This is a genomic window from Winogradskyella pacifica, from assembly GCF_003386275.1.
GTDB lineage: Bacteria > Bacteroidota > Bacteroidia > Flavobacteriales > Flavobacteriaceae > Winogradskyella > Winogradskyella pacifica.
In genome coordinates this window covers 38,749-64,023 of sequence record NZ_QREI01000002.1, presented here as the reverse complement: position 1 = coordinate 64,023, position 25,275 = coordinate 38,749, and the positions used below count along the sequence as shown (strand labels likewise).

Genomic DNA, 25,275 nt, shown 5'->3' with positions numbered 1-25,275 from the left:
TTAGTTGCTTAAATAATTAATAATTGTCGATTGTACATAATAGTTTTTAATCGACTCTATTTGATTCATTTGAAACTTCAACTGTAATTCCTGAATATCTAATACATCATTAAAATCAATAGTTCCTGTTTCATAACTTTTTACTAAGATTGATTCCGCGTCCTTTGCTTGTTTTAAATTTTTAGTTTGCGTATCATAAGAAATTCTAGATGAAATTCTATCGTTTATAGCTTTATCTAAAAGCGTCTCTAAAGTATTAAAACGTTCTAATTTTTGATACTCAATTTCTTGTTGTTGCAGCTCGTTTTGTTTGGTTTGCGATTTATATTTTTCATTGAATATTGGAATAGATAAAGAAACCATTGGCATTACGATATCCTTTCCGTTATCACTAAAATCCATATTTGGCATTTCTGAAACAGCGATATAATCTAATCCGAATCCTATCATTGGACTGCTTTCTTTCTGATTTAATAATTCAGATTGTGCCACTGACTCATATAACTTATCATATTTTAGTAATTCTGGATGTAATGCTAAATCTTCAGTAATAACTTCGATATCTTCGGAAGGCATTAGTAATGAATCGCTTACTTTAATTTTAATTGATTTATCACGATTTAAGAGCTTATTAAAAGTAGTCTGATCTGCGTAGAATTGTTGACGTAAAACCGCTAATAATTGTTCCATTTCATTCTGTCGCATTTGTAATCGTAATACATCTACGGCTGATGCTTTACCAACTTCAACGGAAGTTAAAGCTAGTGTTTCGTATGTTTCAAGCAGTTTTATATTTTCCTCTAACACCTTTTGCTTTGCGCTATTTTCATACAAATTGTAATACGATTGTGACACTGATGTCATTAATTTTCGTTTAGCGATTACGATGTCTTCATATTTAGCATCTGCTAATGCACTTACATAATTTTCGCGAGACGTAATTGTACCAAACCAAGGCAGCATTTGTTTTGCGGAAATTTTAAAACGTTGTGCACCTGTGCGTGTTTCTGGTTCGCTTACAAAATAGCCTGCACTAAAATCAGTGTTTGGAAGCGCATTAACTTCATTTACTTTCTCTGAAGCAATGCTATACTGCACCTCGAATTTTTGAATTTCAGGATTGTTTTCTAGAGCCTCGTTTATATAGGTTTCTAATTCTTGACTTTGAATTGATAGAGCAAAGAGTAAAGAACCAAGAAGCAAGACTGCTTTACGTACGTTATGATTATTAATATTTCTCATGGTGTTTTTTTTAACCTATATTCTATTCTCTTTTTTCTCTAATCTTTTTAATCGAAACTCTTCTCTCCAACTATATAAAACAGGAACGATAAAGTAAGATGTAATGTCAATCACCATACCTCCAAAAATCGGGATGGCCATCGGAATCATAATATCACTCCCTTTTCCTGTGGACGTCAATACCGGAAGCAAAGCCAAAATGGTAGTTACGGTTGTCATTAAACATGGACGAATTCGTTTTTCAGCAGCCTGTAAAGCAGAAGCTCTAATGCTCATTTTATCAGAAGGTTTTTCACGATCAAACGTTTGTGTAAGATAGGTTGCCATCACCACACCATCATCCGTAGCGATTCCAAATAATGCAATAAATCCGACCCAAACGGCCACACTTAAGTTGATGGTTTTCATGTTGAAAAGATCTCGCATATTCTCACCAAAGAGACTAAAATTGAAAAACCAATCTTGTCCATATAACCAAATCATAATAAAACCACCTGCGAAAGCCACTGTGATTCCGGTAAACACCATTAACGATGTGGTTATCGATTTAAACTGAAAATAAAGAATTAAAAAAATGATGGCTAATGCCAATGGCACCACAACAGCCAATGTTTTTTCTGCACGTAACTGGTTCTCGTAGGTTCCAGTGAATTTATAACTGATCCCTTTTGGAACTATTAATTCACCAGAATCTATTTTCTCTTGAAACAGCGCTTGTGCATTTTCTACCACATCAACTTCTGCAAATCCGTCTATTTTATCGAACAACACATAACCGACTAAAAAGGTATCTTCACTTTTTATCACTTGCGGACCTTGCTCATAACGAATCGTTGCCAATTCACTTAAGGGCACAGGACTACCTTTTTCAACAGGAATGTAAATATCTTTTATGTCTTCTGGATTGCCACGCAACTCTCTTGGATAACGCACACGAACTCCGTAGCGCTCTCTCCCTTCTACGGTTTGCGTTAATGCCATGCCGCCAATAGCTACTTTTAACACACTTTGAACATCTTCAATAGAAATACCATAACGTGCTATTTTTTCTCTATCAATATCGATAAGCAAATACGGTTTCCCTACAATTCTGTCAGCAAAAACGGCTTCAACTTTAACACCCTCAGCTTGTTTTAAAAGTGTTTCTAATTGCAATCCGAATGCTTCAATTTGTTTTAAATCTTGACCCTTCACTTTGATTCCCATTGGGGCACGCATTCCTGTTTGTAGCATGACCAATCGGGTTTCAATAGGTTGTAATTTTGGCGCCGACGTCACTCCTGGTAATTTGGTGACTTTTACGATTTCATTCCAAATATCATCTGGACTGTTAATTTCTGGTCGCCAGTTACGATAGTATTCACCATCAGCATCTTCTATGAGATGATTGCTTGTCACATTGGGCGCCGTTGAAATGTTTTCCGCTTTGTTCTCGACTGCGCTCGAACTGACAGCTAAATTTGCATTATAAAACAGTCGTCCATCTTTCAATTCAAACAATCCATCGGCATTAACTTTATAACGTTGTCGTTTCCCTTCTGCATTTCGCATGTATTCAGATTTATACTGAATCATATTTTCGTACATGGATAAAGGTGCCGGATCTAAAGCCGATTCTGTTCTACCAGCTTTTCCGACAACGGTTTCAATCTCTGGAATCGTCGCGACAGCCATATCTAATTGCTGTAGCACACGCTTATTTTCTTCCACACCAGAATGTGGTAATGAGGTTGGCATCAGCAGAAAAGAACCTTCGTTTAAGGATGGCATAAATTCTTTTCCGGTGTTATTCATAATCCACACTCCAGAAACCAATACGAATGTCGGAATTAATAAAAACAACAATTTATTTGCTAAAGCCCATGCTAAAATCTGACCATAAAAACGTCTTAATACAGAGAATATCCCTAATATTCCGAAGCAGATAATGGCCACGAAAACCAAGTTGATAAGGATGCTACGATCAAAACCTAAAGGCCTCCAATATTCGGCAAGAAGAAATACAATAGCTGCTGAAGAAATGATGATGTTAATGAGGTTAGCTTTTTTCGTATCTAATTTTCCTAATAGCGTTAGTAATCCTGTGACTCCAAATGCCATCAGAACAATGCCTAACCAATAACCGCTTATGACGATAGCAAGTCCAGCCGCGATTATCACACCATTTAAAATATGTCTAAATGATGTTTTAAGCGTCGTTTTTCTAAATAGGTAGGCTGCGAAAGGTGGAATTAAAAATAAGGCAATCACTAAGGAAGCCGTTAACGCCATTGTTTTAGTAAAGGCTAAAGGTCTAAACAATTTTCCTTCGGCACCGATCATAGTAAAGACAGGCACAAAACTGATAATTGTGGTTAATACGGCTGTTAAAATGGCACCAGAAACTTCGGAAGTGGCGTTGTAAACAACTTCGTTTATGGTATATTCTGAACCATCATCTCGCAGTCGCAATTTTTTATCATCGAGGTGCCGAATCATATTCTCAGCCAGAATCACTCCGACATCCACCATCGTTCCTATGGCAATCGCAATACCAGAAAGTGCCACAATATTGGCATCCACATCAAATAATTTCATGGCTACAAAAACCATTAAAACAGCCACAGGTAATAATCCGGAAATTAAAATGGAAGCACGCAGATTAAAGACCATCACAATGATGACCAAAATTGTAATTAATATTTCTAGGGTTAAAGCCTCATTTAAGGTGTCTAATGTTTCTACAATAAGCTCGGTACGATCGTAAAAAGGCACGACTGTTAATTGAGAGGTGCGGCCGTCTGCCAAAACTTTGCTTGGTAAACCACCTTTAAGTTCTGCTATTTTTTCTTTAACATTGGTAATCACTTCCATCGGATTAGCACCATAACGTGCTACCACCACTCCACCGACAACTTCAGCTCCTTCTTTATCTAAAATACCACGTCGTGCTGCAGGACCTAATGAAACGTTAGCAATATCTTTAATTTTAATAGCCGTGTAATCTTCGGAAGTCACAACGGCGTTTTCAATATCTTCTACCGACTTTACATAACCCAATCCACGAACTAAATATTCCGCTTGGTTAATCTCTAAAGTCTGAGCTCCTATATCTTGATTACTTTCTTTGACCGCTTTTACAACTTGGCTTAAACCGATGTTGTATTGACGCATCAATTCCGGATTCACATCAATTTGATATTCCTGCACATAACCACCAATAGAGGCCACTTCAGAAACACCACTTGCAGACGATAAGGCATATTTTACATAGTAATCTTGAATGCTTCGCAGTTCGTGCAAATCCCAACCACCAGTAACGTTTCCGTTTTCATCGCGTCCTTCAAGGGTATACCAATAAATTTGACCTAAACCAGTGGCGTCTGGTCCTAAAGCAGGATTAACATCTTGAGGCAATAAGCCACTTGGTAGGGAATTCAGTTTTTCTAAAATCCGGCTACGCGACCAATAGAATTCAATATCTTCTTCAAAAATGATATAGATGCTTGAAAAGCCAAACATAGACGAACTACGAATGGTTTTTACACCAGGAATACCGAGTAAAGACGTGGTTAATGGATAGGTAATTTGGTCTTCTATATCTTGTGGGGAACGACCATCCCATTTGGTGAAAACGATTTGTTGATTTTCGCCAATATCTGGAATAGCATCAACAGCGACAGAATCACTTGGCAAAAAGCCAGTATCCCAATCAAAAGGTGCATTTACAGTTCCCCACCCTACAAAAAGGACGAGCAATAAAACGGGTACGAGTTTATTCTCTATTAAGAATTTGATGCTCTTATTTAGCATGAAGTTTGATATTTAAAACAATTAGACATTGATGTTAGGAAAACACCGCATACAGAAAATCATCCTAATGAATGACATCACCGGATAATACAGTCTATTGTTTAAAAATCAAATTAAATACGTCTCGTCGAGCTTGAAGAGTTGCTTGCGGACGAGTGGCGGTTTATAGTCTTCATAAGACGATGTATTGTCATCTAAACTTTCGAAAAGATTGATATACGTATAAACAAATGATGCTATAAAAACCTGCTGTTCTATAGAAATTTTATCGAGTGCCAACTGTAGTTCATCTTGGCCATCAACGACGGATTGTTCATTTTTACAACAATCCTTTTTGGTAATTGCACAACCTTCTGTTGAAGGATTTGCCATGTCCATACCACAGCCTTTAGTTTTATTAAAAACCGCTGTTTCTACTAAAGCATCTCCACAATAATGCATATTAATAGTGAACGACAATGTAGAAAATAAAACTACAAACGCCATCACTAAAGACATTATTTTATGAGAGACTTTTTTCATATGAGTTGCGAAGTTACAAAAATTGAACAACTTATTTTTTTATTTAACAGAAGTTTAAATTATATAGCGCACTTTGAGGACATCTTGAAACGGTTTAAAGGTATAAAAAAGCTGCACCCACTTTTAAACTTATAAAGCGATTCCAATAAAAACGAACCTGTCTATAAATCATTAATTATCATAACACTACGTAAAGTTACGTATATAAAAACCGAAAGGATGTTGTAACTTTATAAACTTATAACAGCGTGTTAGAACATATCTTATCCGTAACGCATAAAGGGATGTGAAATGGAATTGAGTTGATATGATACGTTAGGCACAATTAAAAACCAACGACAATGACAAAAATCCACAGAAGTTTTTCAGAACCAGACAGAGCGAATCTCTCTTGGGAAGAAACTTGGCGACAAGAAGATAAAGGTTTGATTAAAAATTACGAAGTTGGTAGAGCTTTAGCCAAAAAAGAACCTGAATTAGCTGAAAAAGCTAAAAGAGGAGAATTACCAGTTCTTGGATATAAAGGTGGCGTAGATAAAACATTAAAGAAAAAAGAAAAAATTGGAGCTCTGAATTATATTGCTAAATGGCAAGCACTTCGTGGAGAAGACTTAAATCTAAATTTAGACGAAGAAATTGTTTTGACTTGTACGAAAACTGATATGCGAGTTACATTTACAATGGACTTGGAAAAACTAAAAAATTCAATCTAATGAACTTTTTAGCAATTGACGTTGAAACTGCTAATTCTGATATGGCATCGATTTGCCAAATTGGTTTTGTTGTTTATGAGAATGGTCAAATTAAAAAGGAATGGTCGAGTTTATTAAATCCCGAAGATTATTTTGACTTTTGGAATGAGTCAATCCACAATATTACCGAAGAAGATGTAATTGAAAGTCCAAAATTTACCGACATATATGAGGTTTTACAACAAAATTTAGAGAATAATATCTGCGTTTGTCATACACATTTTGATAGGGTTTCAATAAATAGAGCTTGTGTAAAATACGGATTGCCATTAATGCAAATCAATTGGATTGATACAGCTAAAGTAGCAAGAAGGTGTTGGGAAGAGTTTGCTTATAAAGGTTATGGATTAGCAAATGTTTGTAAAAAATTAGATTATTCATTTAAACATCACCATGCGTTAGAAGATGCAAAAGCTTCGGCACATATTCTAATTTCTGCAATTAACGAAAAGCAGAACACAATAGATGATTGGTTTATTAGAGTGAACAATCCTCTTTTATCCAATGCAAAATCTTATGATAAATCCGTTTCAAAAGACGGAAATCCAAATGGAAACCTGTTTGGAGAAATTTTGGTTTTCACAGGTTCATTAGAAATACCAAGAAGAGAAGCTTCAATCCTTGCATCCGAAATTGGTTGCAAAGTTGAAAATGGAGTAACAAAAAAGACAACACTTTTAGTTGTTGGCGACCAAGATTTAAGTAAATTATCAGGCAAAAAGAAAAGTTTAAAACATAGAAAAGCAGAAGAGTTGAAAGTAAAAGGACAAAAATTAAGAATCTTAAAAGAATCCGATTTTGTTGCACTTTACGAATCAAATGTCGAAGAAAGTGAGCAATAACTGTGCCTAACAACGTATATGAAAAATAGCGCGAGTCGTTGCTAACACAAAGGTTCGGGCATTTTTACGAAGTCGCCAAATTTTTAAATTTGACAATTTCCCAAAAATAAAATAAATAGTAAAATTTAAAAATTCGGCTTGTGTTTCATCCGAATAGATAACGCTTATTTTCAGCGCTACTTTTCATAGACAAGACCGTTGTAACCAATATAAAACCAACTATATGAAAAAATCAATATTAATTCTGACAACAATTATTTTATTTGTGCTTCCACAAATAGTTATCTCTCAAAGCAACTCATTTGTACCTGCGGATTTTAAAGTTCCAGATACATTAGAGAATGAACATTTCAGAATTAGGATGCTTACAGTTAACGATGTCGTAAAAGATTATGATGCGGTTATGACAAGTCTTAGCCATTTACAAGAAATGTTCCTTCCAGTATGGAACTGGCCAACAGAGGATTTATCATTCGAACAGGATTTGATTGATTTGGGATGGCATCAAAAAGAGTTCCAAATGCGAAGTTCGTTTGCGTATACTGTTGTAAGCCTTGATGAAAGTCAAGTCCTTGGCTGCTTATATATTGAACCTTCTAAAAAGGCTGATTTTGATGCTGAAATTTATATGTGGGTACGACAAAGTGAGGTTGCAAACGGACTTGACTCAATTCTGTTTAGCACAGTAAAGAAATGGATTGACAACGAATGGACTTTTAAGAATCCTGCATATCCCATTAGGGAAATAAGTTTGGAGAAATGGATGTCAATGAAATAAATAATTACTGGCTACAACAATGGCTATAATTCATTGCTTGTTCTCGCCTACTTCTGAAAATCTTCGCGGATTTTTATCTTGGTATGTACTTGCGAAGTTAAGTTCTAAACCACGCAACTACTCATAGCAGAGACCGCTGTTGCTATTAATTAAAAAAAAGCATCAATACGAAAATCTAATATCTACTTTCCGAAATAAAGCTGGAGCTCATTATGATGAAAACTTTATAATATATTTTGAAAACTTAAAGAATGTTGATAAACCTATAAGCTTGAAAACTATTTCAGATTTTTCTAACTTCCTGATGACATTAATACTTTTTTGGAGTAAAATAATTGATGTTTTTAAAGAAAAAACAGAAAAAGAAATGAATATTTCATTAAAAAAAAAAAAAAACGAAATGTCAATAACAAAAGAATCAGAATTAATCGGAATGAAAAAAGTTAGTGAAGTTGTTGGAACTACACTAAAACTAATGAGAGAATACGCTGAAATTGGTATGTCAACTAAAGAGCTTGATGAATATGGAGGTAATATTTTAAAAAGTTATGGAGCAAAATCGGCACCTTATGAAACTTATGGTTTCCCTGGATACACTTGTATAAGCATAAATGAAGAAGCTGCTCACGGAATTCCATCCGAAAACAAAATATTAAAAGAAGGTGATTTGATAAACATTGATGTTTCTGCTGAACTAAATGGCTTTTGGTCTGACAATGGAGGCTCATTTATTATTGGAAAGGACTTACACAACTATCAACCTCTTGTGGATGCTTCTAAAAACATTTTACGCAAAGCAATAAGCAATATCAAAGGCGGAGTAAAAATTTCTGAAATTGGTTATTTAATTGAAACGGAAGCTAAAAAATCAGGGTTTAAAGTAATTAAAAATTTAGCTGGTCACGGAGTTGGTCGAAGTTTACATGAGGAACCTGAAAATATTCTAAATTACAGAGTTAAAAGCAATAGAGAACGATTTAAGAAAAACACTACTGTAGCTATAGAAACTTTCATCTCAACAAATTCGACAGTTGCTGTTGAATTAAATGACGGTTGGACTTTAGTAGGTAATAAAGGTGGATATGTAACTCAACACGAACAAACCATACTTGTAACAGATAGTTATCCAGTAATTCTAACAAAATCTAATGAAATTTGGAACTAAAATAACTGACTACAACAATGTATAACCGCAATTACGGCGGATTCGACTACGTCCGAATCCACTCGGAATTACGAGCGTCAGTGCCAAACCGAAAATTAACGCATACTAGACCGTAACTGACGGTTATACAAGACCGCCGCTAGCCATAATTTAAGAAATGACGATACTAACAGAAAATCAAGTAACTGAACTTTGTGTTTTTATAGAAAATCGAATTGAAAAAATCGGTTGTGACCACTCATTAAAATACACTTTTGAATGGGCTGAAAAAAACGGAATTGATAAGTCTGATTTAATTGACGTTTTAGAAACGAATGGTGGATTTTGTGATTGTGAAGTAACATTTAATTTACCAGAAGATTATGATTTAAAATTAGAGTCAGAAAATAAAGAAATGGACTTTAAAAATCCTTTCAAAATACCGCTGAATTTTCAACAGACCGTAAATAGAATTTATACGAAAGCATTATTTTCAAGTTCTGAATACGACCATAATAATTATACGAAAAACGGAGAATTATTAATTCCTGCACCATTTGGATTTAAGCCCAAAAAGAGAGTTAGAAAAAGTATGCACTTCTTTAACGGAACTGAATCAGAACTACCAAGTGAAATTGGAATTGTGAAAGAAATAGAGCCGATAAATGGAAAACAGTTCGCTAAAATGGTTCGTGATTTAAAATTGGAGTCTTTTAAAAAATTTTCAGAACGAGATGCTGAATACTACTTTTCGAGAATTGAAAAAATTGAAATCGGAAAACCAATGGGAACGCACTTTATGGAAAGAACAGGAATTGACGGAACAAAAATTGATTTAAAAATACATAAAGTAATATTTAGAAAATAAAAAACTATGACTAACAACGTATGTAATTTATTGCTAGTTCTAGCCTACCCCACTAAAATCCTTGCGGATTTTTACTACGCACAGTTCGCTACGCTCGTGTCTATTCGGTTTTTATTTGCTAAATTACGTGCTTAAGCACGCAACTCGTCATACATAACATAGTTAGCGGTTATACGAAGGCACAAACTTCTCAACAACCACTTTAACACTACTAATTTAGAAACTACCAAAGAAAATAAAGTACGAACCGCTAAGTTTGATGTATTACCATAAAAGAATAAAATGATTATAGAACAAGAACAAAAATTTAAAGAAGTCCTTTCTAAAATAGAAGGAAAAATTAGTGAACAAAGTTTTTTCAATATGTTCTTGGAACTGTATCCTGACGTATGGAAAAAACATAAGGCTAATTATTTTAAATTTAATAGAAGTAAACAATTTGGACAAACAATTCCGTTAGCAAATCCTGAAGTTTCATTACGAAAAGAAATTAGGATATGGTTACGAAAGCAATAAAACCATTGTAACTAATGTTAGAAAAACGTAAAAAGTTACTACATTAATCAATGTGATAATCCTTAATTTAGAGCGCAAGAAGGCCGTTATCTAGAAATGATTTAAAATGAAGAAAAGATCTTAATCTTTTAGACTTCAGTAAACATATCAGCGAAAGTAACAATGGTCTAAGTAAAATATATATGACCGCTCTTAAAATTGAATAAAACGATTCTCAACACCACCTATGATTCGACATTTAAAACAACAAGTAATAAGGCATTATTTTTTAACTAAAGCTCTTTTATAAATTTTGACGCTCTATAAAAAAACGATGTCTCAAATTTAAAATAAAACACATCACATTACCGCTTACAATCGTCCAAACCCCATGCATCTAACCGCTTTAAAATATCCTCGAGCGATTTCCCTCTAGCGCTTAACGTATACTCTACTTTAGGCGGCACTACAGGATAAACTTTTCGAGAAATAAGGCCATCTTTTTCTAAATCCCTTACCGTTTGGGTAAACATTTTATTTGAAATCCCTGGAATTTTCTTTTGTAATATTCCCGATCGTAAACCACCTTCTAATAAATGAAATAAGACTAAGGGTTTCCATTTGGTTCCTATTAAATTCATGGTGTAATTCAATGGGCAATTCGACTCTTTATTCAAAAATATATTTTTATAATATTGATTATCATTATTTTACTCGTTTAGGTAACTATACCACTATTTAGTAAGTTATTGCCCAAGAGACAAATATAGCTTAATTTTGCAATCTAAAATATAAGTTATGACAACTAATAAAAATTATCCAAAATCATTTTCACATATCGGACTCACAGTTCCAAATATAAAAGAAGCTGTAAAATTCTATTCAGAAGTTATGGGCTGGTATGTTATTATGGAGCCATCAACGGTAAAAAAGGAAACGGAAACCGCTATTGGACAAATGTGTATTGATGTCTTTGGCGACGATTGGACGGCATTTGAAATTGCACATTTGGCAACTTCTGATGGCATTGGCATAGAATTATTTTCTTTTCCGAATGGCATTAAAGAAGCCCCTGAGTTTAATCCTTTCAATACAGGTTTATTTCATTTTTGTATTCAAGATCCAAATATTGAAGACCTTATTGCCAAAATTTTAGATTATGGTGGCAAACAACGCATGCCAATTAGAGAATATTACCCCGAAGACAAACCCTTTAAAATGTGCTATGTTGAAGACCCATTTGGAATTGTATTCGAGATCTACACCCATAGTTATGAACTGACCTATTCTTCTGGTGCTTATTCAAAATAAAAATCTGTCGGCTAGAACATGAAAATTTCAGAGTAAGTTTTAGCCGACTTACACTACCACTCCAGCATATTATATCTGTAATTTATGTGCAACTTTTTAACACATTTCTATGACTTCAACTTTAGACCTTCTCTTTATAAAATAAATAAATCCAAATAGACCTCGACAATTTAAAATTAAGAGTGCTTAATAGAAATGCCATCGCCACAATAATTAAGAAAACACGTAAGGGCGAAAAATCAATAAGACTCCAAAATACAACCATACACGCCATCATTTCTGCTGCAGCAAGTGCATAACTAACAAACATAGCTCCAAAAAAGAAACCCACTTCACGTTCAAATTTATAATCACATATTGGACATCTATCGTTCATTTTAGGAATTTTCAACAATAGGATATTTCCACTCTCACTAAAAATCTTACCGTCTTTACAATTCGGACATTTACAATTTAAAGCATTAATAACTTTACTCATCACATCGTGTTTATTAGTCCGCAAAATTCAAATTATAAATTGCTTTTAGACATATAGTATATACACCAATTTTTGTACTTTTAGGACATTATTATGAAAATACCAGTTCTAAATATTAGTCAGTTTAAAGAATCCGCATCACTAAATGATGTGTATATCAATTCGTTTTCAAATCATATACAGCTCAATAAGCACCTAATAAATAAACCTCACAGTCATAATTTCTATTTATGTGTGCTCTTTAGTGAAGGCACAGGAACCCATGAAATCGATTTTAATTCTTATGATATAAATCCGGGGAAAGTATTCTTATTAAAACCAGGACAAACACATTTCTGGAAATTTGAAACCCCTCCAGAAGGTTACATCTTTTTTCATTCTCAAGAGTTTTATGAACTCAAATTTTTAGAACATAAGCTTCAAACGTTTCCTTTTTTCTACTCGAATCAAAATCCACCTGTGCTAGAATTAACGGTAGATAAACGCATACAATTACAGCTCAAATTTCAGGATGTCTATACCGAATACCTGCAAACTAATCTATTAAGAGAATTAAAAATAGTCAACTCTATAAACCATATTTATATCGAATTAACAAGAGCGTATACCGTTAACACCAATTTAGAAAAACTAAATTCTCCGCACTATGCTAACATTCTCGAAAAGTTAGAAACCCTAATTAACTCTCATTTTTACAATGAAAAATTACCAAAATTTTATGCGGATAAATTACATATAACCACAAAGCATCTTAATAGAGTCGTAAAAGAAACCATAGATAAGACCACAAGCCAGTTAATTTCGGAAAGAATAATCCTAGAAGCAAAACGATTGATTGTACATTCTAAAGACAATTTGGCCAATATAGCTTATACACTGCAATTCTCTGACTATGCCTATTTTTCAAAGTTTTTTAAATCTAAAACAGGTATGACGCCTTTAGATTTTCGGAAAAAGTATTTTTGATAATACCTACAATTTCATAATACAGCACACAATTATAGACGCTATCACATTCATTTTTTAACTAAATCCTGTGTAAAAGTTCATCTCTTGTTTATTTACTAAATTAGTTGCCCAGCCTTGTAACACCCAAAAAAGGAGAAGCAAACTGCCCAAAAATATTTTGTACGAAATTTGACTTAACCAAAATTGAAACCGATTGAGAAGACTATTACTTGTTTTAGGAATTATAATAATTAGTTTAGAAATCGTGCTTTATACATATTGGTATAAAGTGTTAGAATTTATGGAGTTCTTTGTGGCTCTTGGACTTTGTCATTTGGCGAATTCAGCTATTATTCTTGGCTTGCTGACAGAATTACTCCCCAAAGACAAAAGAAAACTGAAACATAATATAGTACTAGGCGTTGCGATGACTTTCTTTCTCATCCTTTTTTTTAATGCTTCTAGAGTTAGAAATCGAATAGATAAAGATGGTATTTTAACACATGGCATCATTATTAAGAAAAAATATGGTGCTAAAACATCTCCATATGTCATTACTAAATTTAATTATAAGGGTACAAATTACAAATCAACCTTAACCATACCCGACTCAACAACATTTGAAAAAATAAACTTAGGGGATTCAGTGGTCATCAAGTTTGTAAAAGAATACCCAAAAATGATGAATAGAACTGTAAGCTTATTGAACTAACCGCAGATCATAATGTTGCATATTTGAAGAATTACCTTCTTCTAGTCTACTCACAATCAAAGTACGCAAAGTCAGACACCACAACCTTCAAACCGTAAAATACCCGATACTAGGTATTGAATTCAATATAATTTAGCTCTAATATTGACTATTAACTAAATCTTATATCATGAAAACAAAACTACTTACACTTTTACTATTTGCATTGATTTTAAACACAATGCAATCGCAAACAAATACCACAGACTATGTTTCTGGTGTTATTGGTGCAAAATCCTTAACGATAAACGGAACCACAATGTATGCGCTAGGTGCTGAAAATATTTACAGCATAGATACGACATTAAATAACCCTGTACCAACGGTAATTTACACAGTACCACCAGACTTTTTTTTGGTAAATTTCACAATTAATGGCAATTTAATTTACATAATATTAGAAAACTATATACAAGCTACAGATACCTTTTTAGGTGGTAAAATTGTAGCCTTAGATGTAAACAACTTATCAAACCCTGTTCAAGATATTTATACCAGTAGTGAATACATCAGCGCTATTGCAAATGATGGTTCTACATTATACATTACCGCAGAAACATTAACAAATCCACCGAACTTTGACCCTTTTATAACCCATTTAGATGAAATCAATTCTAGCATATCAAACCCAACAGCGCAATTGGTGGTGAACAATGTAACGGATACTAGTGTTGTCACTGGAATTACTTTTGATAACGGTGACATTTATTTAGCATCGAGTGATGCTAATGAAATTTTAAAAATAGATGTTAATCAAAGTAATCCAACGGTAGATCTATTAACGGACTTTACATTTTCTAGAGGTATTTTTAAATCTGGAAATGAATTATACCTGTCTTACGGAAGCTTAATCACCAAAATTGATATCACAAACCCATCAGCCGGATCAACTGCTATTGCTGTAAACGCAACCTACCAAGATACTAACCCAAATGATGGCACTCAATTCTTTGCAAATTTCAGAGATGTTATTCTTGTCGGTAATAAGGTATATGCAACATTAGCCAATCAAAATAAAGTGGTGCAAGCGATTGATGTAACATTATCTACAAATGAATTTAATGTTCTTGAGACCAGTATCTATAACAATAAAAATTATGTTTATATTAATGGTTTAACCACTCCTAAGGACACACAGATTTTTAATGTCTCTGGCCAATTGCTAATTAATAAAACAGTATCACCAAATAGCAACTCAATTGATATTAGCACTTTATCTAACGGAATTTATATGGTAACTATAGACAATCAAAAAACATTCAAGTTTGTAAAGTAAACTTGTAAAAATTTAAAGAGTGCCACCAATGACCTTTAAGGATTTGCTGGTGCTTTTTTACTCCTTCTAATTCCACTTATTTTGCTTGTCCACTTCATAATACTCGATTCTATTCGTTTTTTATTAAATTAGGTGACTAAAGTAAATTTGCAACGCACAGCCATACACAAAACCGTTGACATCTATTGCCAGAACGCATTCAAAATCATAAAATATGAATAAAATAAAATTGACTTTAATCTTTGTGTTAATATTCTCTTTAGACTGCTTCAGTCAAAACTCCGGAAACAACGGAATAAGAAATACAGCAATTAGCAGTGGAATTGGATTAGGAAGTGTATTAGCTGTTGTCGTTTCTTGGGAAAGGAACAAGTCTGTTTTATTAGCATTTTTACACGGAATTTTTAGCTGGTTATATGTTTTATATTTTGTGCTAACAAGAAAACCTGAAGAAAGGCAAAAAAAATAAGTCCGAACTTATACCAATTTATCTAAGCTGAATTGTGTGTATGAAAGGTAAGTTGCGGAATTAGATAAATTTGACTATTAAAAAGCCTACAGGTAACCTCGTATATAAAGTATTGCTAGATTCTTGCCTACTTAGAAAGTCCTTGCTGATTTTGTATTCCGTTTTTATTTACTAAATTAAGTACAAATATCATGCAATAAATCATTTATAACACCTTTATGCTTCATTACTAGAAACCGCTAACCAATCTAACATAATGCAATGCCCTATTCTTTGATCTGGCTTTAGTACAGAAATCGGTCTCGCAAATCATCCCTTAAACACATAACAGCACAAGCAGTTTTAAGCAAATCGTTCTAGGCACACAAGATGATGTGGTGAACCCCAAACAAACTCTTAAATTTCTCTCTGAGACCTTAATAGATCCCCCAGAATACAAAATACACATTCATAATAATTTAGCGCATCGCATTCCTTTAGAGGTTTTTGAAAAAGAAATACAACTGTTTTTTAAGTAGTTATCACTTTGAACATAACTAATCGTCAGTTCAAAATGTAATATAAAAAAAGGAACCCTATTTTGTGTAATGTCATTTAACATTAAACAAAATGGGTTCCTAATCAATTATTAAACAAAAAAGAACGCATCAGTTATAAAACGTTTAGGGAGACGTTCTAATACTAATTAGACTTTAATAAGCGTTTAGTAATTGTACCGTTAATAGTTTTTACCTTAACCAAATACACTCCTGAAGCTAAATCACTAACATCAATCGCAGCATTAGGCTGAGTAACTGTTTTAACGTTTTTACCCGAAATAGTATAAATAGTAACAGCCAATACATTAGTATCACTCTGTACTGAAAAACTAGTGTTTGCTGGATTAGGGTATAATTGAATTGGGTTATTATATAACACTTCTGAAGTAACCGATAAAGTTATTAAGTCAATATCGTATTTTATTAATCCTAAATCGTGTACTCCTAAGTAAACACTTACCTCATCTTCAGTAAAAAGAAAAGCAGAAGATTCTGTAAAAGGATAGTTTAACATCTCAGGTGATATTTCACTCCAAGTCTCTCCTAAATCAGTAGTAATCTTAATTTTTGCTTTCGCTATTGGCAACGGCACGTTAAACCCATCAGAGTAATGTGTAACTCCTACAATGGTGTTCTCGGTCACAGATGAAAAGGCAACATTATCTGTAAATTCCGCAGAAATAGAAACCCAAGAGTCACCTTTATCTTCAGACAAATAGATACCATCAGTACTAGACAGCAACAATTGGTTTGCATTTAAAGGGTTTTGCTCTATATCTAATATTAAATGATCACGAGCATCCAAATGTTCTAAACCACTATTACTTAAAGTCCAGTTAGTACCATCATCAGTTGATTTATAAAAATCAACCCCTTGCGTAATAAAAATAGTAGTTGCAGCGTCACTATCTACTTGTACAGCTGTAATAACCTCTCCTAACTCAGGAATAGCAATATTCTGATCAATAATATTATCCATATCCGTTAAATCTACTTTGTGAACCTCTAAACCTGTAGATATCCAACTAATATTTGGATTAGCAATAGAAGTTGATACGTCTTCAAGAATTAAGAAGAACATAGAACTCGCTATCAATTTAGGATCTAATCCATGCGCTGAACTCACGTTAATGTAAGATGTATTCAGTGACCTATTCCCTGTAAAAACACGTCCAGGAACAACAGGATCCGCAAATACTTTCACTGCTGACCCAAAACCTTGTGTTAAAGATTGAAGATAATGTCCTTCCTCCGTATCGTTTTGCAAATCTTTATGCATATAACCTGAACGCATCCCATAATAGACATGATTTTCATCTGCCGATGAGTAGGTTGAAATAATTCCTGTTGCATTCACAAAAGGATTTTCTAATTTTTCAAGTGTTAAACCACCATCTGTAGTTAAGAACGTATAAAAGTTTGTTGTAATTAATAATTCATCAGCCGTAAAAGGATTATACGAAGCCGTTAAACCATAGTAATACGCCTCCGGGTCTATTGTGGTGTAAACATAATTTTCCCAAGTCGTTCCGTTATCAGAAGATACAACCATTTCATTTTCTTCTAAGATTATGATTTCATTAGAATTGTTAGGATTAAATTCAATTTTATTAATGTGATCAGAAGACATAGTTGTCCATGTAATTGGCACAATCGCCCAAGTATCTCCACCATCTAAAGAACGGTATAAATTTTCGACATGAGTATCGTAACCATAACTTGTACCTAATAAGATATCATCCGAATTATCTGGATTAAAAGCTATAGCATCGTAAGTGTTTCCTGGTATTTTATTTTCCCAAGTTTGCCCTGCGTCTGAAGACACAAAGACCCCTCCTAATTCTCTAGAGGTAGAACCACCACGCATCAGGAATAACTTGTCGTCATCTTCTGGTGAAATACTCACATTGTTTATAGCAACATTATCGTTAATAGCACTATAATAAATTGAGTTCCAATTAAGACCACCATTAGAGGTATAAAACACCTCATGAGTATACGCTCCAAGCAAAGAATACGTTGTATGCATCAACACCACATCATTATTAGAATCAGAAATATCATACGACTCTATTAAGATATCAGACTCAAAAGAGTTAGGTGGAGAAAACGTTTGAGTAATGGAAGCTGTAGCTAAATTAAACATTACTATTTTGTTGTAATCAGTACCTTCAGCTCTAACATTAAAACTTAAGACATCTCCATCATTAATAAGTTTTAAACCTCTTAATATCGCATAATCATCTAGTGGATCTGAATATAAAACAGTCCAAGTGTCTCCTCCATCTATAGAAGTTACAACATGGTTAGTTAATGTAAGAGCATAAATAACATCCTCTTGGGTTTTACTATACGTAACATCGAGCAATTGTCCATAAGCTTTTGAAGCTTCTAATTGAATTTGAGCAGTCGCTGTAATTGAAATAATAACGCTTAAGAAAAAGAATAATAAAGTAGTTCGTTTTTTCATAATATCTTATTTTAGATTAGGGTGATAAATATAGATACAAGAGATCATTAGAGGTGTATTTTAAGCGTGACATTCCGTGACACCATTAAGTCTTTAACGTGACACCCCAATTAAATCATTGACAAATAATTATGAAGTGTAGTGTCTTCTGGGATATTTAACTTATTAGAAAGTCGCTCTTTACGCTTCCTGCAGGATTGCGGAGTGATGTTTAAAAGCGATGCGATTTCTTTATTTGACAAATTCATGTACAAATAAGTGATATAACGAATATCACTTGGAGTCAATTTTTCATGTTTACGCCTAAGTCGATCTAAAAACCCTTGATTGATTTCCTCAAAGTGCGTAAAAAAACTATCCCATTGTGTATCTGTTTTAAGATGTTTTTTTAATTCTCTTATGTGTTGTTTTAATTCTGGGTTTTCTGAAATTAAAGTATTTTGAGATAATGATTGCACGACCTCTTCAATTAAATCATTTTTACTAGACAAAGACAAAGCTTTTGCTGTGAGCTTTCTATTTTTTACTTCTAATTCGTTTTTAAAACGTTCTTGTTCTAATAGCGCTAAGGTTTCTTGCTCTCGTAATTGTTTTTGGATAAGCAAGTAATCACTTTTCTCTTTCGCTAATTCTAATTCTACAATGGTTTTACGTTGTCTATGCTTAATAGAATTACTTCTAAAAACCCACAAAATAAAGCCCATACTTAATACTGTAATCCCAATGATGCTATAAAAGAAGCGACGTTCTTGTTTTAATATTTCTTTACTTTCGGAAAGTTCATGCTGATAATTTTGAATTTGAAACTTTACTTTTTCGGTTTCAAACAGTTTTCTATTTCTGGTGGTCGTTAGTGAGTCTGAAGCCATAATTACAGAATCCTTATAAACTAAGGCCTTTTCTAGCATCCCCATTTTACCATATAAATTAGAGAGATAACCATAGATTTCTGAGCGGTTCTCTATGCCAACTTGCGTATACCGAGCTTCAATTACATAATGCAGCGCTTTATCTAAACGGTTTTGTTCTTCATTAATCTTTGCTAAAACAAATAGAATAAAAACCTTATTCTCTACTTGTGATATATCTTGAAACTTTTGTAATAAATTAAGAGCAATAGCTTCGGATTTAGCATATTGCTTTTTTAAAAGATACATTTCAGATTGGGCCATTTTTCCCTGTACCAAAACCTTTGGCTCGTTCTTTAATAAAGGAAAGGCCTCTTCAATATAACTTTGAGCAGAATCTGGTGCTTTCATTTTATTAGACACCAAAGCCAAATTTACCGCGTAATAACCAACTTTAACCTCATCTTCTATGTCTTTTGCTTTTTGATAAGCTTTGAAGAAATAATCCTTAGCTTGTACTAAATCCTCTTCTTGAAAATAAAGTATCCCTATGTTATTGAGCACCGTCATTTCCTGACGAGAATCTAAATGTTCAATCGCAACTTCATAAGCTCGCAAATAATACAACACCGCTTCGCCAAAATCTGAAAGCAAATAATAATTGGAACCGATATTTAAGGTTGACCTAAAGACCTGTTCATACCATTCATTTTTCTTGGCTATCGTTTCGGTAGTGATCAATAATTCAATAGACTGAGAATGTTCTTTTTGAAACATTAAGGCAATACCCTCTTCTATTTGAACATCTAAAGCCTCAGGAGTCTCAACTTGAGCGTAACTATGTATTGCCATCAATAAAGCAATACATTTGATGTATAAACGTCGTTTTTTATGCATTAAATCGTAGCCTTTTTTAAGGCTAAATGTAACTAAAATTTGAAGAATGCTTTATTAAAAACCTATTCCCCTATTTACAAACAGGTTATCTTTACATAAAATAGAAACTCTTAGCCACACTCGAGTTATTAGACGTAATTCTGGACAACTTAATATGAATTTAAATGATCAATTTAGTCTATTGAGCACCTCAAAATGATCTATGAGGATTCTACTTCCCGATACAAAAATTAGCAAAAATATTACCCAACAAATCATCATTAGTAATCTCACCTGTGATCTCTCCGAAGTGATACAACGCCTGACGAATATCAATCGCTAACAAATCTCCAGACAAGTCAGTTTCCAATCCGTATTGTACCTTCTGAACCTCTTCAAAAGCCTTCAATAAAGCATCGTAATGACGAGAATTCGTGACGATAGTTTCATTATTTCGAAGGGCTCCTGTGTTTATTAAATCGAGAAGCTTATTAGTTAATTGTTCCACACCAAAACCAGATTTTGCCGAAATAGGAATCACTTGCGTATCTTTAGAGTGTAAAGCCGTTCTAATATCTGCCAATTCCGAATCCGTTATCTGATCTATTTTATTCAAAATAATCAATAACTGTTTTTGTGGGAACTTGTTTTTTACCTTTTCAATTTCAATAGTTATAGTTTTAATAGCTTCTTTATCTACAGCTAAATGTGCACTGCTCACTAAAAACATCACCACTTGGGCTTGTTCTATCTTTTCAAACGTCTTTTTAATACCAATGCTCTCTACCACATCTTCAGTTTCACGGATACCTGCCGTATCTATAAATCTAAACCCGATACCTCCAATGGAAATTTCATCTTCAATGGTATCTCGTGTAGTTCCTGCAATTTCAGAAACTATGGCTCTATCTTCATTTAATAACGCGTTCAATAAAGTAGATTTTCCAACATTGGGCTCTCCAACTATAGCCACTGGAATTCCGTTTTTAATCACGTTTCCAACCGCAAAAGAATCTATCAAACGCTTCAATACAAAATTGATGCGCTCTATTAATTGTTTAAATTGTGTTCTATCTGCAAATTCTACATCTTCTTCTGCAAAGTCTAATTCTAGTTCTATTAACGATGCGAAGTTTAAAAGCTCTTCACGAAGCTTAGCTATTTCGGAAGAAAACCCTCCACGCATTTGTTGCATGGCTATTTGATGCGACGCTTCATTATCACTAGAAATAAGATCTGCTACAGCTTCTGCCTGACTTAAATCTAATTTGCCATTTAAAAAAGCGCGCAGCGTAAATTCACCTGCTGTTGCCATACGACAACCTTCTCTTAAAAATAACTGAATAATTTCTTGTTGAATATAAGATGAGCCATGGCATGATATTTCCACCACATTCTCACCCGTATAAGAATTAGGATCTTTAAATACGGATACCAAAACCTCATCAATAGTGCGATTATTATCAATAACATGCCCTAAATGAATGGTATGTGTCGCTTGCTTGTTTAAATCCTTATTAGAAACAGATTTAAAACATTTTGAAGCTATAGTTATGGCGTCATTTCCAGATAATCGTATAACAGCAATGGCACCACTTCCTGATGGTGTTGCTAAAGCGACAATGGTATCGTTATGCATCTTCTAATTCTTTGTTGCAAAAGTATTGTAAATTATGGGATTCTTTAACTATTAACGTCAACAACTTTAAGAGTTACTGTTTTATATTTTCCGTATTAAAGCTTTGTTTTTATATTTGTGATACACAAAAATAGTATTATGAAAAACGTATTTATCTTCACAGTTATTGGACTTTTATTTTTAAGTTGTAAACCTGAAGAAAAACGAACAGACTACATTATTAATGGGGATGCATCAGGCGTTTATAATGGTGTTAGAGCGTATTTAAAAGAAAAAGACAGAACCGGTAGAGAACGGATTGTTGATACGGCTGTTGTTGTTAATGAAAAATTTACATTTACAGGTAAAGTTGATATTCCTAAACCTTCGGTAATATCTATTAATTCTGTAAATGGAAATCTCAATTTTATGTTAGAAAACAGTGTCATTGACATCTCTATTGACAAAGCAAATATATCACAATCACAAGTTTCTGGTTCGGCTTCACAAACAGATTTTGACGCTTATAACCAAGGTTACGCAAAACTTAAAAAGGAATCCGTAGATCTACAGAATGAATTACGAAATATACACAGACAATTAAGTAGTGGTAGCTCTGAACAATTACAGTCTAAAAAAGATTCTTTAACAGACCTATTTACAGCAATACGACAAAAAGAACAAGACTATCCGCTTAACTTTACAAGAACCAATACCGATAGTTATTATAGTCTTGTTATAATTGAGCGCGAAATAAACAAGAAAAATGCGAATATTAAAGATTACCAAGAGGCCTTTAATAATCTTAACTCAGAATTACAATCGTCTGCAGCTGGTTTATATATTAAAGCAAATTTAACGACACTCATGGTTGCTTTTGAAGCCAAATCTAGGGTTGATATTGGAAAAATAGCCCCAAACTTTGAAGCGCCAACTCCGGAAGGAAAAACAGTGAGTCTAAATGATATTAAAGGCAAAGTAACTATTATCGACTTTTGGGCAGCTTGGTGTGGCCCTTGCCGAAGAGAAAATCCAAATGTCGTTAACATTTACAATAAATATCATAGCCAAGGCTTAGAAATAATTGGGGTATCTTTAGATGGGACGCGTTCTCAAAAAGATCCAAAACAAGCTTGGGTAAATGCTATAGAACAGGATAAATTAAGCTGGACACAAGTATCTAATTTATCTTATTTTCTAGATCCTGTTGCACAACTCTATAACATTCAAGCTATTCCTGCGGTATTTATATTAGATGCTGAAGGCAAAATTGCTGCTAAAAACCTTAGAGGAAACGCTTTAGAAGCTAAAGTAAAAGAACTCTTAGCTCTATAAACAGCTTACAATTCTATAGCTCTAGACTCGCAATAAATAAAAAGCCTTTACAGAATTGTAAAGGCTTTTTATTTTTAGCAGCATTCTATTTTAGACTCTTAAACCGTTTCTAACTGAGGTATAGAAACATGCGTCAATTCGTTTTTATAAAATTGAAGTTCATTTTGAATAGTCGTATATTTTGAAGATAGAACACTTACAAACAAGTCTTCATAATAGGCAATACCACCAAACAGATTGCCTTTAAATGCCGTCCATTTTTTAATCTGTTTAGCCGTTAGGTCTTCAGAAATGGTGTCAATATCAGTCTTTAAATAATCCACATACATTTTCAATTCCTTTATAAACATATTTGGACGATCTACATTAGAAAGTACAGAGGCATTTCCATTAATGTGTTGCATCATTTGAGATAGCGATACTTCTTTATCAAAATAAGCCATATTTGGTCCTGGACAAATAACAACTCCTTGCTCCTGCCCTTTAATATTAATATCGTTTTCTAAATAAGAAGCATTTGCCAAACCAACACAAAGGCACGCTTTTTCAGTTATTTTTGCTTTAGCATTCTCATAAATGGCAGGAGACACGTCCGCTTTTTTAGCTTCTAGTTCCTGTAGCTTAACATCTTGATATTTTTTAGACGCGGTACAAATCCCTTCTGGACCAAACGCTTTATTTAAAGCCAAAAATTTCTTTGGGCAAGAACTTCCTGCCTTATTATTAGCAATACGTTTTTGTTTATGAAACTCATTGGTCGTTCCTTTTATAGTATTAAAAGGCACACCTAAAGGAGAAATACCGCTTAAATACAAATCTTTTTCTTTAGCGCTACGCAATAAGTCTCTGGTTTCTTGATCTACAGATGTGGCTTCGGGCACTAATAAAAATGGTGTTCCCCAACCTACCGAATCGACCTGATAATTTTCAAGTAAAAAATGATGCTCCTCTGCGGTACCCACACCACCTTGAACCGTAATTTTTAATTCTAAAGGTTGCTCAGGAGCATCGATTTCCTTTTGATTTAAACCTTTTACATAAACCGCGTGCGTGTCTTGTATTAATTCTATTTTCTTCGTTTTAAACTCTTCTAAAATCGGCCCCAATAAAAAACCTTCGGTAGCAAAAGCATGACCTCCACAGTTTAATCCAGATTCTATTCTATATTCGGAAACCCAAAGGCCTTTTTTAGCCAAAAATTTCCCTTGAATAATTGCAGAGCGATAATCACTAACTTTTAATATGATTTTCTTTTTTAACTGCCCATTCACATCTGGAAAGAAGTCCTTAAAGCTTTCAAAGTAACTGTAAAGTCTCGGATTCATTCCTGCAGAAAGGACTACAGATGAACTTAAATTACTATTCGCAAAACCACGTAGCGATGCATGTGCATCATTGAATTGTGTTGGTAATTGTTCCCCTTTAATAAAATTATCTTTATCTACTTTGGTCATGATGTTAACATCAATAGTTCCCACTTTTAGATGTGTTTCGAGATAACTTCTAGCCTTGTCCTTAAATGCAACTCCTTCTTGTAGTAAATTGGAAAGTCCATCCTTAAAATCAGATGTATTAGGTAAGGTGGTGATGAAGTGTTCTAAAGCTGCTTTGCTTTCGGATAATTCTGTTTTAAAATTTACGAATTTTTCTTTTACAATTGTATCAGTCAAATTTAAATACGAGGTAATCCGCTCTGCGCGATAATCTTGCACTTTCTTTGTGATTTCTTGGTATGGTACGTTAAATTTTTTGCTATAAAATGAATTCATCTTTTCGATGAGCTCGTCGTCTATAATAGAAACTACGGACGAGATACCATATTGAGCCACTCGTATAGGACTATCAATAGTATACGCTAAACCCATTACGGGTATATGAAAATTGTGGAGTGATTTTGTTAAAGCCATCTTCTAATTTTGTT

At 33.6% G+C, this 25,275-nt stretch carries 21 protein-coding genes; 12 read left to right on the top strand and 9 right to left on the bottom strand.

The window, feature by feature from the left end; all coding sequences use genetic code 11:
* The 3 genes from DFQ09_RS04495 to DFQ09_RS04485 all read right to left on the bottom strand — a co-directional run bounded on the left by DFQ09_RS04495 (position 1) and on the right by DFQ09_RS04485 (position 5,556).
* A complete protein-coding gene (locus DFQ09_RS04495) occupies positions 1 to 1,242 on the bottom strand; it encodes a TolC family protein (RefSeq protein ID WP_115808471.1) in 1,242 nt (413 codons plus the stop codon).
* Positions 1,243 to 1,257: 15 nt separating this feature from the next.
* Positions 1,258 to 5,034, bottom strand: a complete 3,777-nt coding sequence (locus DFQ09_RS04490; protein ID WP_115808470.1) for an efflux RND transporter permease subunit — start codon at positions 5,032 to 5,034, stop codon at positions 1,258 to 1,260.
* Between the two features lie 108 nt (positions 5,035 to 5,142).
* Positions 5,143 to 5,556 carry an HYC_CC_PP family protein gene (locus DFQ09_RS04485; protein ID WP_115808469.1) on the bottom strand — a complete coding sequence of 138 codons (414 nt, stop codon included), beginning with the start codon at positions 5,554 to 5,556 and terminating at the stop codon, positions 5,143 to 5,145.
* Positions 5,557 to 5,897: 341 nt separating this feature from the next.
* Here DFQ09_RS04485 and DFQ09_RS04480 point away from each other — a divergent pair, with 341 nt between their 5' ends.
* The 6 genes from DFQ09_RS04480 to DFQ09_RS04455 all read left to right on the top strand — a co-directional run bounded on the left by DFQ09_RS04480 (position 5,898) and on the right by DFQ09_RS04455 (position 10,456).
* Positions 5,898 to 6,269: a hypothetical protein gene (locus DFQ09_RS04480; RefSeq protein WP_115808468.1), complete on the top strand. Its 372-nt coding sequence runs from the start codon at positions 5,898 to 5,900 to the stop codon at positions 6,267 to 6,269.
* Positions 6,269 to 7,150 carry an exonuclease domain-containing protein gene (locus DFQ09_RS04475; RefSeq protein WP_115808467.1) on the top strand — a complete coding sequence of 294 codons (882 nt, stop codon included), beginning with the start codon at positions 6,269 to 6,271 and terminating at the stop codon, positions 7,148 to 7,150. The genes DFQ09_RS04480 and DFQ09_RS04475 overlap by 1 nt, the downstream gene beginning before the upstream one ends.
* Positions 7,151 to 7,373: 223 nt before the next feature.
* Positions 7,374 to 7,928 carry a GNAT family N-acetyltransferase gene (locus DFQ09_RS04470; protein WP_115808466.1) on the top strand — a complete coding sequence of 185 codons (555 nt, stop codon included), beginning with the start codon at positions 7,374 to 7,376 and terminating at the stop codon, positions 7,926 to 7,928.
* A gap of 400 nt (positions 7,929 to 8,328) precedes the next feature.
* Entirely contained in the window at positions 8,329 to 9,093 is a 765-nt protein-coding gene (gene map / locus DFQ09_RS04465; RefSeq protein ID WP_115808967.1) for a type I methionyl aminopeptidase, read from the top strand.
* Positions 9,094 to 9,250: 157 nt separating this feature from the next.
* A complete protein-coding gene (locus DFQ09_RS04460; RefSeq protein ID WP_115808465.1) occupies positions 9,251 to 9,940 on the top strand; it encodes a DUF2695 domain-containing protein in 690 nt (229 codons plus the stop codon).
* Positions 9,941 to 10,222: 282 nt separating this feature from the next.
* The gene (locus tag DFQ09_RS04455; protein ID WP_020897325.1) at positions 10,223 to 10,456 is read left to right on the top strand and encodes a hypothetical protein; all 234 of its coding nucleotides are present in this window, start codon (positions 10,223 to 10,225) and stop codon (positions 10,454 to 10,456) included.
* A gap of 344 nt (positions 10,457 to 10,800) precedes the next feature.
* On the opposite strand, the gene DFQ09_RS04450 is transcribed toward DFQ09_RS04455, so the two are convergent.
* Positions 10,801 to 11,076, bottom strand: coding sequence for a winged helix-turn-helix transcriptional regulator (locus DFQ09_RS04450; protein ID WP_115808464.1), 276 nt, complete (start codon positions 11,074 to 11,076; stop codon positions 10,801 to 10,803).
* Between the two features lie 157 nt (positions 11,077 to 11,233).
* Here DFQ09_RS04450 and DFQ09_RS04445 point away from each other — a divergent pair, with 157 nt between their 5' ends.
* A complete protein-coding gene (locus DFQ09_RS04445; RefSeq protein ID WP_115808463.1) occupies positions 11,234 to 11,746 on the top strand; it encodes a VOC family protein in 513 nt (170 codons plus the stop codon).
* A 121-nt stretch (positions 11,747 to 11,867) separates the two neighbouring features.
* Here the strand turns inward: DFQ09_RS04445 and DFQ09_RS04440 are convergent, their stop codons facing one another.
* Positions 11,868 to 12,224 carry a DUF983 domain-containing protein gene (locus tag DFQ09_RS04440; protein WP_115808462.1) on the bottom strand — a complete coding sequence of 119 codons (357 nt, stop codon included), beginning with the start codon at positions 12,222 to 12,224 and terminating at the stop codon, positions 11,868 to 11,870.
* Positions 12,225 to 12,317: 93 nt separating this feature from the next.
* Between DFQ09_RS04440 and DFQ09_RS04435 the strand changes: the two genes are divergently transcribed.
* The 4 genes from DFQ09_RS04435 (at position 12,318) to DFQ09_RS04420 (ending at position 15,668) form a co-directional block, all read left to right on the top strand.
* Positions 12,318 to 13,190: a helix-turn-helix domain-containing protein gene (locus tag DFQ09_RS04435; protein WP_115808461.1), complete on the top strand. Its 873-nt coding sequence runs from the start codon at positions 12,318 to 12,320 to the stop codon at positions 13,188 to 13,190.
* Between the two features lie 196 nt (positions 13,191 to 13,386).
* Positions 13,387 to 13,884: a hypothetical protein gene (locus DFQ09_RS04430; RefSeq protein ID WP_115808460.1), complete on the top strand. Its 498-nt coding sequence runs from the start codon at positions 13,387 to 13,389 to the stop codon at positions 13,882 to 13,884.
* Between the two features lie 169 nt (positions 13,885 to 14,053).
* Positions 14,054 to 15,199 carry a T9SS type A sorting domain-containing protein gene (locus DFQ09_RS04425; RefSeq protein WP_115808459.1) on the top strand — a complete coding sequence of 382 codons (1,146 nt, stop codon included), beginning with the start codon at positions 14,054 to 14,056 and terminating at the stop codon, positions 15,197 to 15,199.
* A 214-nt stretch (positions 15,200 to 15,413) separates the two neighbouring features.
* Positions 15,414 to 15,668, top strand: coding sequence for a hypothetical protein (locus tag DFQ09_RS04420; protein ID WP_115808458.1), 255 nt, complete (start codon positions 15,414 to 15,416; stop codon positions 15,666 to 15,668).
* Positions 15,669 to 16,349: 681 nt separating this feature from the next.
* On the opposite strand, the gene DFQ09_RS04415 is transcribed toward DFQ09_RS04420, so the two are convergent.
* The 3 genes from DFQ09_RS04415 to mnmE all read right to left on the bottom strand — a co-directional run bounded on the left by DFQ09_RS04415 (position 16,350) and on the right by mnmE (position 22,040).
* A complete protein-coding gene (locus DFQ09_RS04415) occupies positions 16,350 to 18,677 on the bottom strand; it encodes a T9SS type A sorting domain-containing protein (RefSeq protein WP_115808457.1) in 2,328 nt (775 codons plus the stop codon).
* 110 nt (positions 18,678 to 18,787) lie between these two features.
* Positions 18,788 to 20,422: a tetratricopeptide repeat protein gene (locus DFQ09_RS04410; RefSeq protein WP_147298320.1), complete on the bottom strand. Its 1,635-nt coding sequence runs from the start codon at positions 20,420 to 20,422 to the stop codon at positions 18,788 to 18,790.
* Between the two features lie 211 nt (positions 20,423 to 20,633).
* Positions 20,634 to 22,040, bottom strand: a complete 1,407-nt coding sequence (gene mnmE / locus DFQ09_RS04405) for a tRNA uridine-5-carboxymethylaminomethyl(34) synthesis GTPase MnmE (RefSeq protein WP_115808455.1) — start codon at positions 22,038 to 22,040, stop codon at positions 20,634 to 20,636.
* Positions 22,041 to 22,178: 138 nt separating this feature from the next.
* On the opposite strand from mnmE, the gene DFQ09_RS04400 reads away from it, so the two are divergent.
* Positions 22,179 to 23,354 (top strand): TlpA disulfide reductase family protein, encoded by a 1,176-nt coding sequence (locus DFQ09_RS04400; RefSeq protein ID WP_115808454.1) that lies wholly within the window; start codon positions 22,179 to 22,181, stop codon positions 23,352 to 23,354.
* A 98-nt stretch (positions 23,355 to 23,452) separates the two neighbouring features.
* Here DFQ09_RS04400 and DFQ09_RS04395 read toward each other — a convergent pair whose 3' ends face one another.
* A complete protein-coding gene (locus DFQ09_RS04395; protein WP_115808453.1) occupies positions 23,453 to 25,261 on the bottom strand; it encodes a hypothetical protein in 1,809 nt (602 codons plus the stop codon).
* Positions 25,262 to 25,275 lie beyond the last annotated feature (14 nt).

Coding starts and splice junctions, on each gene's coding strand:
- DFQ09_RS04395 (WP_115808453.1), bottom strand. CDS start 25,261: ATGGCTTTAACAAAATCACTCCACAATTTTCATATACCCGTAATGGGT.
- DFQ09_RS04495 (WP_115808471.1), bottom strand. CDS start 1,242: ATGAGAAATATTAATAATCATAACGTACGTAAAGCAGTCTTGCTTCTT.
- DFQ09_RS04415 (WP_115808457.1), bottom strand. CDS start 18,677: ATGAAAAAACGAACTACTTTATTATTCTTTTTCTTAAGCGTTATTATT.
- DFQ09_RS04445 (WP_115808463.1), top strand. CDS start 11,234: ATGACAACTAATAAAAATTATCCAAAATCATTTTCACATATCGGACTC.
- DFQ09_RS04435 (WP_115808461.1), top strand. CDS start 12,318: ATGAAAATACCAGTTCTAAATATTAGTCAGTTTAAAGAATCCGCATCA.
- DFQ09_RS04450 (WP_115808464.1), bottom strand. CDS start 11,076: ATGAATTTAATAGGAACCAAATGGAAACCCTTAGTCTTATTTCATTTA.
- DFQ09_RS04485 (WP_115808469.1), bottom strand. CDS start 5,556: ATGAAAAAAGTCTCTCATAAAATAATGTCTTTAGTGATGGCGTTTGTA.
- DFQ09_RS04410 (WP_147298320.1), bottom strand. CDS start 20,422: ATGCATAAAAAACGACGTTTATACATCAAATGTATTGCTTTATTGATG.
- DFQ09_RS04470 (WP_115808466.1), top strand. CDS start 7,374: ATGAAAAAATCAATATTAATTCTGACAACAATTATTTTATTTGTGCTT.
- DFQ09_RS04425 (WP_115808459.1), top strand. CDS start 14,054: ATGAAAACAAAACTACTTACACTTTTACTATTTGCATTGATTTTAAAC.
- DFQ09_RS04475 (WP_115808467.1), top strand. CDS start 6,269: ATGAACTTTTTAGCAATTGACGTTGAAACTGCTAATTCTGATATGGCA.
- DFQ09_RS04460 (WP_115808465.1), top strand. CDS start 9,251: ATGACGATACTAACAGAAAATCAAGTAACTGAACTTTGTGTTTTTATA.
- DFQ09_RS04420 (WP_115808458.1), top strand. CDS start 15,414: ATGAATAAAATAAAATTGACTTTAATCTTTGTGTTAATATTCTCTTTA.
- DFQ09_RS04490 (WP_115808470.1), bottom strand. CDS start 5,034: ATGCTAAATAAGAGCATCAAATTCTTAATAGAGAATAAACTCGTACCC.
- map (WP_115808967.1), top strand. CDS start 8,329: ATGTCAATAACAAAAGAATCAGAATTAATCGGAATGAAAAAAGTTAGT.
- DFQ09_RS04455 (WP_020897325.1), top strand. CDS start 10,223: ATGATTATAGAACAAGAACAAAAATTTAAAGAAGTCCTTTCTAAAATA.
- DFQ09_RS04480 (WP_115808468.1), top strand. CDS start 5,898: ATGACAAAAATCCACAGAAGTTTTTCAGAACCAGACAGAGCGAATCTC.
- DFQ09_RS04400 (WP_115808454.1), top strand. CDS start 22,179: ATGAAAAACGTATTTATCTTCACAGTTATTGGACTTTTATTTTTAAGT.
- DFQ09_RS04440 (WP_115808462.1), bottom strand. CDS start 12,224: ATGAGTAAAGTTATTAATGCTTTAAATTGTAAATGTCCGAATTGTAAA.
- mnmE (WP_115808455.1), bottom strand. CDS start 22,040: ATGCATAACGATACCATTGTCGCTTTAGCAACACCATCAGGAAGTGGT.